The sequence below is a fragment of the Pantoea sp. FN0302 genome, assembly GCF_050113775.1.
GTDB lineage: Bacteria > Pseudomonadota > Gammaproteobacteria > Enterobacterales > Enterobacteriaceae > Mixta > Mixta alhagi.
The window spans coordinates 38,598-50,480 of record NZ_JBNJSM010000009.1 but is presented as its reverse complement, the minus strand read 5'-3'; the positions used below and the strand labels follow the sequence as shown (position 1 = coordinate 50,480).

The 11,883-nt window shown below is 57.9% G+C and carries 11 protein-coding genes; 9 read left to right on the top strand and 2 right to left on the bottom strand.

The window, feature by feature from the left end; genetic code table 11:
• Window positions 1-195 precede the first annotated feature (195 nt).
• The 5 genes from fhuF (at window position 196) to ACQE32_RS19245 (ending at window position 4,389) form a co-directional block, all read left to right on the top strand.
• Window positions 196-990 carry a siderophore-iron reductase FhuF gene (fhuF, locus tag ACQE32_RS19265; RefSeq protein WP_426975155.1) on the top strand — a complete coding sequence of 265 codons (795 nt, stop codon included), beginning with the start codon at window positions 196-198 and terminating at the stop codon, window positions 988-990.
• Between the two features lie 125 nt (window positions 991-1,115).
• A complete protein-coding gene (locus ACQE32_RS19260) occupies window positions 1,116-1,592 on the top strand; it encodes a YbaK/EbsC family protein (protein WP_426975156.1) in 477 nt (158 codons plus the stop codon).
• A gap of 62 nt (window positions 1,593-1,654) precedes the next feature.
• The gene (locus ACQE32_RS19255; protein ID WP_427022272.1) at window positions 1,655-2,188 is read left to right on the top strand and encodes a DUF2946 family protein; all 534 of its coding nucleotides are present in this window, start codon (window positions 1,655-1,657) and stop codon (window positions 2,186-2,188) included.
• A 44-nt stretch (window positions 2,189-2,232) separates the two neighbouring features.
• Complete coding sequence (locus ACQE32_RS19250) at window positions 2,233-3,639, top strand: PepSY-associated TM helix domain-containing protein (RefSeq protein WP_427022271.1); 1,407 nt, start codon at window positions 2,233-2,235, stop codon at window positions 3,637-3,639.
• Window positions 3,640-3,834: 195 nt separating this feature from the next.
• Complete coding sequence (locus tag ACQE32_RS19245) at window positions 3,835-4,389, top strand: histidine phosphatase family protein (RefSeq protein WP_427022270.1); 555 nt, start codon at window positions 3,835-3,837, stop codon at window positions 4,387-4,389.
• 60 nt (window positions 4,390-4,449) lie between these two features.
• Here the strand turns inward: ACQE32_RS19245 and ACQE32_RS19240 are convergent, their stop codons facing one another.
• Together ACQE32_RS19240 and ACQE32_RS19235 are read right to left on the bottom strand one after the other, a co-directional pair.
• Window positions 4,450-5,994 carry a methyl-accepting chemotaxis protein gene (locus ACQE32_RS19240; RefSeq protein WP_426975160.1) on the bottom strand — a complete coding sequence of 515 codons (1,545 nt, stop codon included), beginning with the start codon at window positions 5,992-5,994 and terminating at the stop codon, window positions 4,450-4,452.
• A gap of 124 nt (window positions 5,995-6,118) precedes the next feature.
• Window positions 6,119-7,051, bottom strand: a complete 933-nt coding sequence (locus ACQE32_RS19235; protein WP_250652663.1) for a LysR family transcriptional regulator — start codon at window positions 7,049-7,051, stop codon at window positions 6,119-6,121.
• Window positions 7,052-7,151: 100 nt separating this feature from the next.
• Here ACQE32_RS19235 and ACQE32_RS19230 point away from each other — a divergent pair, with 100 nt between their 5' ends.
• The 4 genes from ACQE32_RS19230 to ACQE32_RS19215 all read left to right on the top strand — a co-directional run bounded on the left by ACQE32_RS19230 (window position 7,152) and on the right by ACQE32_RS19215 (window position 11,875).
• Window positions 7,152-7,541 carry a tautomerase family protein gene (locus tag ACQE32_RS19230; protein WP_427022269.1) on the top strand — a complete coding sequence of 130 codons (390 nt, stop codon included), beginning with the start codon at window positions 7,152-7,154 and terminating at the stop codon, window positions 7,539-7,541.
• A 156-nt stretch (window positions 7,542-7,697) separates the two neighbouring features.
• Window positions 7,698-9,464, top strand: a complete 1,767-nt coding sequence (locus ACQE32_RS19225) for an FAD-dependent oxidoreductase (RefSeq protein WP_426975162.1) — start codon at window positions 7,698-7,700, stop codon at window positions 9,462-9,464.
• On the top strand, window positions 9,454-10,293 hold the full coding sequence (locus ACQE32_RS19220) for a class I fructose-bisphosphate aldolase (protein ID WP_426975163.1): 840 nt from the start codon (window positions 9,454-9,456) through the stop codon (window positions 10,291-10,293). The genes ACQE32_RS19225 and ACQE32_RS19220 overlap by 11 nt, the downstream gene beginning before the upstream one ends.
• An 82-nt stretch (window positions 10,294-10,375) precedes the next feature.
• Window positions 10,376-11,875: an FGGY-family carbohydrate kinase gene (locus ACQE32_RS19215; protein ID WP_426982292.1), complete on the top strand. Its 1,500-nt coding sequence runs from the start codon at window positions 10,376-10,378 to the stop codon at window positions 11,873-11,875.
• The last annotated feature ends 8 nt before the right edge of the window (window positions 11,876-11,883 follow it).

The following is an 11,883-nucleotide window of genomic DNA, read 5'->3' as shown; positions in this document are numbered from 1 at the left end:
AGCGCAGAATGATTTTCTGCTTTTGCTAAAAACCTGACTTTTTATCTGGTTATATACGCCAGATCGCTGGAGACATCCTGTCGACAATACAGCGAAACCCCTACTTGCCACCTTATTCCTTCCTGGATACAATCAAGAACGATTATCATTTGTTTTCTTATCCCCATTTCGGTAGTGGATTACACAGGAAGCCCTATGGCCATCGTTACGCGTCAGGCTTATGAGTACGGTTCGTCTCCAGTGATCTTTATGCAGAGCGACAGTTCGCTGAGCGCTGCGCTGCATAGCCTGTTCAGCGAACACCGTTCCTGGTTCCTTGAGTTTATCACCCTGAATGACACCGCTCCTGGCGATACCCTTATCCAGCCGGAATGGTCACAAAGCGCCCACTTTAATCAGTTGCTGGCGCGCTATGGCGATGAGATCTATCGTGAGCATGCAGATATGCCGCGCGAGGCCAAGCCGCTGCAATCTCTCTGGGCGCAGTGGTATTTTGGCCTTATCGTGCCGCCGCTGATGCTGGCGCTGGTAATGGAAAAACGCGCGCTCGACTGCTCGCTGGAACATTTTCATCTGCAGTTCCATGAAAGCGGCCGTCCGGCAAAGTTCTGGATCGATGTGCATGAAGATGAAGATGCACGCTACCTGAACGCCCATCAACGTATCGATCGACTTATCCAGAAGCATTTGATCCCTGCGGTCCAGGGCATCGAACAGCATGGCGAAATCAACGCCAAACTTATCTGGAATAATACCGGTTATCTGATGCACTGGTTTTTAGGCGAGATGAAAAGCTGGGTAGATGACGCCACGCTGCTTACCCTGGAGCATGCGCTGTTTTTCTCACGCCATTTGCTGGACGGCAGCGATAATCCGCTTTACCGCACCGTCATTCCGCGTGACGGCGCAATGCAGCGTCGCAGCTGCTGTCAACGCTATCGCCTGCCCGCCGTAGAGCGCTGCGGCGATTGCACCCTGAAATCCGTCTGATTTTCCCGCAGAGCAGGCGCGCTCTTTTCTGGTGCGGCGGCGCTTTACCGCCGCCTGACGTTTACAGATCCTCCCGGTTATGGCAGCTTTATCACCCCCGTTTTTATTGTGAAGAGCAACACAACATGAGCCTGGAGTCTGTACGGCACTACTTTGCCGAGCGAGCCCCTGAAATCGCCATCATTGAATTAAACCAGAGCACGGCAACCGTGGCTCTTGCTGCTAAAGCGCATGGCGTTGTGCCAGGACAGATTGCCAAGACCCTGTCGTTAAAAGTGAAGAATCAGGTCATCCTGATCGTGACCGGCGGCGACCTTCGTCTGGATAACCGCAAACTAAAAGAAACCCTGGGCACGAAAGCGCGCATGTTAACCACCGATGAGGTGCTGAACTGGACGGGGCATCCGCCCGGCGGCGTCTGCCCTTTTGGCCTTGAGCACCCTCTGCCGGTTTACTGCGATATTTCCCTGCGACGCTTTGCCGAAGTGCTGCCAGCGGCAGGATCGATTCATAGCGCAGTGCGGATTTCGCCAGAAAGAATGGCGGAGCTTACCGATGCCGTATGGGTGGATGTTTGCCAAAATGATCCGACTTCAGCTTAATTCGTTATTGCTGGGCGGATAATTCGCATACAATTACGCGGTTATTTTTTTCAGGATTTTTTGTGTCGCTGATCTCTTTCGCCATCGCCCGCAGCCGTTTCCCGGCATGGCTGGCGCTGCTGGCTATGCTGCTGCTGTTTGTCGCCCCGGTGATTTCAAAATCGCTGATGGCTCAACACGGCTATAGTTCGCTGATGATGGCGCATATGTCAGCAATGGCGATGAGTGAGCCCACAGAGGCAGAAGACGCGAGCCATGAACAGGGCTGCGCGGCAGACAGTGCCAGACAGCAAAGCCCGCCAGTAGCGGAACATGTTCACCATCATGCGGCGACAGAGATCGCCGCGCTCCCCTCCTTCGTCGATGCTTCCCATCACCGGCACTATCATATGTCGATGATGGACGACAGCGCCTGTGGTTACTGCGTACTGTTAATCCATCTGCCGCTGGACTCCGTTCGCCTGCCGCAGCTCTGGACGCTACTGCAAGAGGCCGTTCCAGCCGCTCCTCTCCGACTACAACCTTTTGTTGCCAGCTGGATCCCTATCTGGTTCCGACCGCGCGGGCCGCCGGTTAGCGGGTATTCACTCGTTTAACCCAACGCCTTCTCTACAGCCCGCAATCGGGCAAAGGAACCATTATGTCGGAAAAAATCGTGCCGACGGCTTCGGCACAGATTGAAAAAACGCAGAATGCACAGGCATTCCTGCAGCTTATGCGTCGGTTACATTTCACCATCGGCCTGTTTATCGGACCCTTTATTTTTGTCGCTGCGCTCACCGGCACACTCTATGTGTTGACGCCGCAGCTTGAAAATTATCTTTATGCGCAACAGCTAACGACCAATGCGCCAGGCCCTGCCCAGCCGCTGTCAAAACAGATCGATGCGGCGCTGCGTTATACCGGCAGCCAGGCGAAAATCGCCGCCGTGCGTCCGGCATCAAGCGATACGGAAACCACGCGCGTGATGTTCCGCTTTGCGGGGAGCGCGCCGTCAGAAACGCGGGCGATATTTATCGATCCCAAAACGCTGGCGGTACGTGGCGATCTCACCGTCTACGGCACCAGCGGAATTTTGCCGCTGCGTACTACTCTGGATTATCTTCACCGCAGCATGCTGCTGGGCGATCTGGGGCGTAACTATAGCGAATTAGCCGCCAGCTGGATGTGGGTGGCCGCGCTGGGCGGCACGCTGCTCTGGGCAGTACAGCGCACGCCGCGTCGCGTCAGAAAAGAAAGCGCCTCACGTACGCAGCGCCTGCTGCGGCTACGGAGCTGGCATAGCTTACTGGGCGTTGCACTGCTGATCGGGATGCTGTTTCTCTCTGCCACCGGCCTCACCTGGTCACGCTGGGCCGGTGATAATATCAATGTGCTGCGCGCGCATTATGGCTGGCTGACCCCGGCGGTAAATACGCAGCTTGATAGCAGCATGCCGCCGATGATGATGGATGAACATGCTGAGCATCATGGGCATATGATGCATCACACACCGGATATGCCGTTAAGCGCCGCCCAGTTTGATGGCGTGCTGGCCGCCGCGCGCACCAGCGGTATTGATGCGGCGAAGCTGGAAATCCGTCCCTCTTATCAGGCCAACAAAGCATGGATTGTGGGTGAAATCGATCGTCGCTGGCCAACGCAGGTGGATGCCGTGGCAGTGGATCCCCATACCTGGCGCGTTACCGATAAAATTGAATTCGCGAATTTTGGCCTGCTGGCAAAGCTGACGCGCTGGGGCGTTGATGCGCATATGGGCATTTTGTTCGGCGTTGCGAATCAGCTGGTGCTGGCGCTGTTTGGTCTGGCGCTGTGCGTGCTGATTGTGCTCGGCTATCGTCTGTGGTGGCAGCGCCGTCCCGCGCAGCCGCAACAGCATCCGGCGGATACGCTGATTCAGGCCTGGCAGCGCATGAGCCTTAGCCTGCGCTTGTTGCTGGCGGTGGTGGTAACAGCGCTGGCCTTTAGCCTGCCGGTCATGGGCATCAGTCTGCTGCTGTTTCTATTGCTGGATGCCTGGCGCTGGTATCGCGCGCAGCGGGCGTAACGCGGTGGCAGGCTGGCGTGCGACCAGCCTGCTTTGCATGCTGCAACTCATCACGCCTAAGCTGAGGCTGCGATCCTGAATGGCCTGGCGCAATGACAGCTTGATGACAGGAAAAGTTTTGTAGAAATTATTAACGCAGCCTGGCGAATCACGTGTATTTCAGAGGTCTACAGGAATTAAACATCCAGAGAATCTATGCCGATTATTTTAATGCGTCACGGTAAACCGGGCGGCCTTTCACCTCAGCATCTTTCTGCTAAAGCGATGGCGCAATGGATCGCCAGTTATGACAGTGCGCTCATCAGCGATATGCCACCGCAGCGCTGTATCGACCTCGCCGCACAGGCAGAGATCATCGTTGCCAGTCCGCTGCCGCGTGCGTTGGGCTCGCTGGAGAAACTGGGCCTGCGCGCCACGTACACTGACGCCATATTTCGGGAAGTTGCGCTGCCTGCGCTACCGCTGGCGACGCCCGCGCTTCCACCCACGCTGTGGCTCTCTCTGCTACGTCTGCTGTGGCTGTGCGGCTATTCCGGCTCGGTAGAATCCTTTCGCCATGCGCGTCAACGCGCGAGGCTGGCCGCCAGCCAGCTGATTAGCCTGAGCGAACAGGGTACTGTGCTGCTGGTGGGTCATGGAATTATGAATAAGCTGATTGCGCGCGAATTACGTCGGCAGGGCTGGCTGGCAGAAAAACATGCCAGCAGCCGCTACTGGAGCAGCGCGGTTTATCACCGCGGCTTTTTGTAAAGCCAGGACAAAGACATTCTGCCCTCTTCCCCCGGCAGGAAGTTTTAGCAGAACAGCGGCTTAACGAAATACATCGACCGCTTCCACCAGCCGATGCGCCTGATTTTTCATCCGCGCCGAGGCCTGCGCGCCCTCTTCTACCAGCGAAGCGTTGTGATGGGTAATGCGATCCAGCTCTTCTACCGCCTTGCCCACCTCGCTCAGGCCAGTGCCCTGCTCACGCGTGGCGGTGCTGATCTGTTGCAGCAGCTCCGTCACGTTCTGCACTTTTTCCACGATATCGGCAATGGTTTCACCGGCCTGATGCACCTGACCGGTGCCAGACGTGACTTTCAACGCGCTGGCAGCGATTAAATCACGAATTTCACTGGCGGCGCTGGCGCTACGTTTTGCCAGATTCCGGACTTCACCAGCCACTACCGCAAAGCCTTTGCCCTGCTCGCCGGCACGCGCTGCCTCAACCGCCGCGTTCAGTGCCAGAATATTGGTCTGGAAAGCGATGCTGTCAATCAGGCCGGTAATAGAAGCGATCTGCTGTGAACTTTGCGCGATTTCATCCATTGTGCCAACCACCTGCTTCATCACTTCGCCGCCCTGCACCGCCGCTTTGCTGGCGGTCATCGAATAATTATTCGCCTGCCCGGTGCTTTCCGCATTGCTGTTAACCGTGGTGGTCATCTGATTCATGGTCGCAGCGGTCTGCTGCACGCTGGCTGCCGTCTGTTCGGTATGGCTGGCGATTTTTTCATTGCCCTGCGCCAGCTCATCGCTGGCCTGATGCACGCTCATGACCTGATCGCGCACATCTTTAACCAGCCAGCGAAACATCAGGCCCAGCTGCCCTACTGCCCGCAGCGTCATGCCCACTTCATCGACCCGGTCAAGATGATCAACCTGATGAGACGCGCCGGTCGCCACATCCAGCGCCTGCCTGCATACCCTTTCCAGCGGCCGGGAAATTTGCCATTCCAGCCAGCCGCAGGTGATAAAAGCCATCAGCAGCGCCAGACCGCTAAAGGCGGCAAGCGCGCCGCCCTGCAATCCGACGGTTATCGCGCTAAGCGTCATGCTCAGCCAGCAAAAGGCAACGCCGCTGCGAATACGCCAGCGCAGCGGCATCGTTTTCAGCCATGAAAGCGGACTCAATGCACCGCTACGCAGCAGCAGCCCGTGATGCAGCCGCCAGCCGCGCAGTTTACCGTGGCGCATCTGCTGATAAAGCGCCTCCGCCGCGGCCACTTCCTGCTCGTCTGGCTTGATACGCACTGACATATGGCCGGTAATTTTACCGTTACGGATCACCGGCACCACATTCGCCCGTACCCAGTAGTGGTCACCATTTTTACGACGGTTTTTCACCAGTCCGGTCCAGGGCAGCCCCTGCTTCAGCGTTGCCCACATATCGGCAAAAGCCGCTTTCGGCATATCGGGATGGCGCACAATATTATGCGGTTGCCCATGAATTTCATCGCGTTCATAACCGCTGACGTCAACAAAGTCCTGATTAGCATAGGTAATATAACTTTGCGCATCGGTGGTGGTCATGAGCGTGATGTCATCGTCAAGCTGCCATGCCTGTTGCGTAACGTGAGATTGGGTAGTCATAAGACAAGCCTTGTCCTGAATGTTGGAGGTCTAATTGTTTTTCGCAGGGAATTCATCGCACTCATCGGCAACCCCCTGTAAAACTTTAGAAAAGATGCACATTCAGTGTGGGCAACTGTGAAGCTTATCCCACCGTGCCCGTTTGAAAACGCTGCCGTAGCCACTGGCTCAGTTCGGTCACCGCGCGTGGCACCCGCGCCGCCCACGGACGTACGATCCAGACGTGGCGGGCAAACGCACCCTGGATATGCCACTGCGGCAATATCTGACGCAAACGGCCTTCCCCCAGCGCCTGACGTGCGCTGAAATCGGGCAGCATGGCGATTCCCAGACCATCCAGCGCCGCATCGCGGATCGATTCGCTGTTATTGGTGGCAAACGGGCCGCTGACATTTACCACCATTTCCTGCTGTGGCTGTGCCGGATCGCTAAAGCGCCAGCGCGGCAGTTCAGTGCCGCGCGGGTAATAAAGGCAGTCATGCTGGCTCAGTTCCTGTGGATGCTGCGGCTCGCCGTGCGCCGCCAGCCAGGCGGGAGAGGCCACCAGCAAGGTCTGCGTTTCGCATAAAAGCTGGGCGACATGGGTTTCCGGCAGCGCATTGCTGTGGCGGATCGCCAGATCGAACCCTTCGCTGGCAAGCGATACCAGTCGATCGGTTACCTCAAGCTGAATGCGCAGCTGCGGATGCAGGCGCAAAAAGTCCCGAATATGCGGCTGAAGCTGCTGACGGGCGAAGGCTACCGGCGCGGTTATTCGTACCAGCCCGCGTAATGGGCCGCTGCTGTCGCGCACGGCGTAAAAACTCTGTTCAATTTCTGCAAAGGGGGCGCGTAGTTCCTGCACCAGTTTCTCACCCGCCTCGGTCAGTCGCACGCTGCGCGTGGTGCGCTGTACCAGCGGGACGCCCGCCAGCATCTCCAGCTGTTTAATTTTCTGGCTCATTGCCGCTTTGCTGACTTCAAGCCGCTCCGCCGCCCGGGTAAAGCTTCCCTGCTCTGCCAGCACCGTAAGCCAGTGCAAATGTAGCCAGAGTGCATCAGTTTTCGTATTCATCAGATTGTTCAAAATAGTAAACAATGCGTTCAACTATAGCGCTTTTTCTCCTTTAAAAGCGCGTGCAGGATAGGGATACAACCACGCGATAACGGAGAAAAGCATGCCATTACTGCAATTTGATCTGATTGAAGGACGCTCTGAAGCTGAACTGAAAACCTTGCTGGATGCAGCGCATCGGGCAGTGCTGACCGCGTTTGGCGTACCGCCGCGCGATCGTTATCAGATTGTTCATGAAAACAAAAGATTTCAAATGTTCTTTGAAGATACCGGGCTTGGCCTGACGCGCAGCGACAACCTGGTGATGGTACGGGTCTATACCAGCCCGCGCAGCAGTGAACAAAAGCAGCATTTTATGGCCGAGCTGGCCCGCGAACTGGAAAGCAGCTGCGGCGTGCGCGGCAGCGATCTGATGATCAGCTTTATCACCAATGAAAAAGGCGACTGGAGCTTTGCCAACGGTGTCGCGCAATACCTGACCGGTGAGCTGTAACGATCAGGCAGGTTTACAGCATATTATCGATCCGGCTCACAGTTACGTATTTTAAGCCGCTGTTTTTTTGCCCTCTTCTCTCCCGGAGAAAATAATTGCAGAAGCAAGCCGTTAACGCTGAGCCTGCACAAATCGTGGCGGGCAGAGGAGAGAAGAATGCGGAAACAGGAAGTGGTGGTGAAGCGCAGCCGACAGGAAAAACTTGCTGCGCTGCGCCAGCATAATCGCGTGCCGGTGCTGGTTGTCGGTGGCGGCATTAACGGTATCAGCACCTTTCGTGAGCTGGCGCTGCAGGGCATCCCGGTGGTGCTGATCGAAAAGGATGACTGGTGTCAGGCCGCCAGCGGCGCGCTGTCGCGCATGATCCATGGCGGTCTGCGCTATCTGGAAACCGGCGAATTTGATCTGGTAAAAGAGTCGGTACAGGAGCGCGATCGGCTGCTGAAAAATGCCCCTCACTATGTTTCTCCGCTGCGTACCACGGTGCCGATCGATAGCTGGGGCGGCGGGCTGATTAACGCCAGCAAACGCTTTCTGCGCCTCGGCGAAAAGCCGACCCGTCGTGGCGCGCTGCTGATAAAAACCGGCCTCGCGCTGTACGATCTCTACACGCGGCAACAGGGCAGCATGCCGCGCCATCGCCTGAACAATACCGCCGAAACCCGCGCCCGCTGGCCCGGCTTTGCCGTCTGGGTGAAATACAGCGCCACCTATTATGATGCGTGGATCAAAGCGCCGGAGCGGCTTGGCGTCGAGCTGGTGCTGGATACGGAACAGAGTAACGCCGGGGCGCTGGCGCTGAATTATGTCAGCCTGGTGTCAAGCGACGGCGAGCGGGTAACGCTGCGTGATAACCTGACCAACACGCTTTTTACCCTTGAACCGCATGTGTTGGTCAACGCTACCGGCGCCTGGATCGATCACCTCAACCAGCAACTGGCCCCGGCCGATCCGCGCCGCCTGATTGGCGGCACCAAAGGATCGCACCTGATCATCGACAGTCCGGCGCTGCTGGCAGAGCTGCGCGATGAAATGGTCTATTACGAAAATCAGGATGGGCGCGTCTGCATTATGTTTCCGTGGTACGGCAAAGTGCTGGTGGGATCCACCGATATTCGCGTCGACGATCCAGAAAATATCGCCTGCACGCCGGAAGAGCAGCGCTATATCCTGGAGTCGCTGCACTTTATTTTTCCACATATCAACGTGAGCGCTGAAGATGTGGTGTACACCTTCTCCGGCGTGCGTCCGCTGCCTGCCAGCGATACGGAAATCAGCGGTCGTATAAGCCGCAACCACTCGCTGGTTTATTTCCCGCCGGATGCCAGCCACGATTTTTCTATCCTGAATCTGGTCGGCGGCAAATGGACCACCTTCCGGCGCTTCGGCGAACAGGCGGCAGATCGGGTATTAAAGCTGCTGGGTGAAAAGCGCCGACGCAGCACCGTCGATATGGCGATTGGCGGCGGTCGTAATTTCCCCTGCCATGAACGTCTGCCGATTTGGATCCGCGAGCTTAGCGATAAATATCAGCTGGCGGAACCGCGTGTGGCTCAGCTGGTGGATCGCTACGGCACCCGTGCCGAACTGCTGCTGCGCCTGATTGCCGCAGAGGACGAGCAGCCGTTGCAGCATCATGCCGACTACAGCGATACCGAGCTGCGCTGGCTGATCCATGAAGAACAGGTGGTCATGCTGGAAGATTTACTGCTGCGCCGAACCGCGCTGGGGATCTCTGGTCAGTTGACGCCGCCGCTAATGGCGGAGATCGCCCATCTGATGGCGCAGGAAATGGCGTGGAGCGACGCTTGTCGCCAGCAACAGCTGGAGATGACGCTCTCCCGTCTGGCGCGCCTGCATGGCGTCTCCGGTCTACGTTTAGCTTGCCAATCCCAACCCGCAGGAGTGTTGCATGTCGGTTAGCGCTAAAGTGCGGCTGAATCGCCTGTTTAAGCAGGGAAAATGCCTGGATGTGGCGATCGACCACGGCATCGCCAATGAACCCGATTTCCTTGTGGGGCTGGAGGATATATCCAGCGTGATGCGTAGCCTTATCGCCGCACAGCCGGACGCCATTCAGGTTAACTACGGCCAGGCCGATCTGCTCCAGCAGGCTGCTACGCCGAAACCGGCGCTGGTGCTGCGTACCGATGTCGGCAACGCCTATAACGCCGCGCGCCATCGGGAAATGTGGGCGGTGTTGCACAATCCGGAAGAGCCGATTCTGGCGGCGCTGCAGTTGGATGCGGCGGCGGTAGTGGTGAATCTCTACCAAATCCCCGATGAACCCGGCATCTTTCGGCAGTGCGTGGAAAATATTGGCCGCCTGCGTCACGCCTGCGATAAATATGCCATGCCGCTGATGATTGAGCCGCTGGTGATGGCGGCGCAGGGTCAGGGGCCAGCCTACGGCTCGCTGGGCGACGCAGCGCAGATAGTGCCGCTGGTGCGGCTGGCGCGTGAACTGGGGGCCGATATCATCAAAGCCGATCCCACAGAAAACGTGGAGGATTTCCACCGTGTGGTGGAGGCCGCGCGCTGCCCAACGCTGGTACGCGGCGGCGGCAAAGGCGAGCTGGGCGCGGTGCTGGAAAAAAGCGCGGCGCTGATGGCCCAGGGCGCAGCGGGCATGGTTTATGGCCGTAACGTTTATCAGCACGATAACCCAACGCGTGTGGTTAAAGCGCTGATGGCGATTATCCATCAGGGCGTCAGCGGCGCGGAAGCACTGGAGATCTACCGCCAGGCCTGACGGCGCTTAAGCAGTGCGCCATCGCATCGCCAGAAGGAAAGCGAAACAGTTCGCTTGCCGCCTGTAAACGCGAGGTATTCAGATGAGCCATTGCTTACTCGGCATTGATGCCGGCAATACCATGATCAAAGCCGTGCTGTTTGACACCAGCGGTCAGGTACTGTCGGTGGCGGGCTGCGCCGGAGAAACCCACCAGCCGCAGCCCGGCTACGCCGAACGGCCAGTAACCGATGTCTGGCACGGCGTGCAGCGGGCGGTACGCGACTGTCTGGCGCAGGCGGGCGATGCAGCCCGACGGGTGATCGCCGTCGGCGCGGCCGGACACGGCAACGGCCTTTACGCGCTGGATAAACAGCAGCAGCCGCTGCTGGGCATCCAGTCGATCGATATGCGCGCCGCAGGCCTGGTTAGCGAGCTGGAGCAGCAGGGGAATGCGGCGCTTATCTGGCAACGCGCCCTGCAAAAGCCCTGGCCTGCCGCCACGCCGGTACTGCTGCGCTGGTTGAAGCAATACGATCCGGCGTGTTATGCCCGCATCGGCCACGTTCTGTGCGCCAAAGATGTTATTAATCATTTTCTCTGCGGTGCTGTCAGCGCCGACTATTCGGACGCTGCCGGTGCTGGTCTGATCGACTATGCGCAACGCGGCTATAGCGCATCGTTGATGGCGCTGTATGGCGTGGAGGAGGCGCTGGCGCTGTTGCCGCCGCTGAACGAATCCTGTGCGGTAACAGGCCGGGTGACGCCACAGGCAGCCCGTTTAACCGGGTTGCCGGTTGGCATTCCGGTGGTAGCGGGCATTTTCGATGTGGTGGCGAGCGCGGTGGGTTCAGGCGTCGTGAGCTGTGGCGAAGCCTCGATTGTCGCCGGAACCTGGAGCATCAATCAGGTGGTGGTCGAAAAGCCGGAATATCGGCGTCCGGTGTTTATGAATTCCATTATTGAACGCGATCGCTATATGGCGATCGAAGCCAGCGCCACCTCCGCCGCCAACCTTGACTGGTTTGTACGTGAGTTTGATGATGGCCGGGGCGGCCAGGGCGCGATACGCAGCAGCGATCTGGTGGCGCAGGTCAGGCCTGATATGCAGCTGCCGCTTTATCATCCTTACCTCTATTCCGGCCGTAAAGCCGGCCCCGCCAGAGCAGGTTTTTACGGGCTTGGCGGCTGGCATACCCGCGCCGATATGCTGTTTGCGCTGTTTGAAGGCGTAACCTTTGCACATCGCGCCCACATTGATCGCCTGCATGCCGCTGGAATAGCGTTCAGCCAGGCTACCCTTTCCGGCGGCGCAGCGCGCAGCGCCGTCTGGCCCCAGATGTTTGCTGACGTGCTGGGCATTCCCATTCGCGTCGCGACCTGTATGGAGACCGGCGCGCTGGGTGCGGCCATTTGCGCTGGGGTCGGCGTCGGCTTATGGCCGAACCTGACCGCTGGCGTAACCCAGGCAGTTCAGCTTAATCCCGGCGTGCTGCTGCCGGATGAGGCGCGCCATACTTTTCACTCAAAGCGCTATCAGATGTTTAAAAAACTGGAGTTAGCCATGGACGATCTCTGGCATGAGGTCACGTCCGATGTCTGAATTTGCGC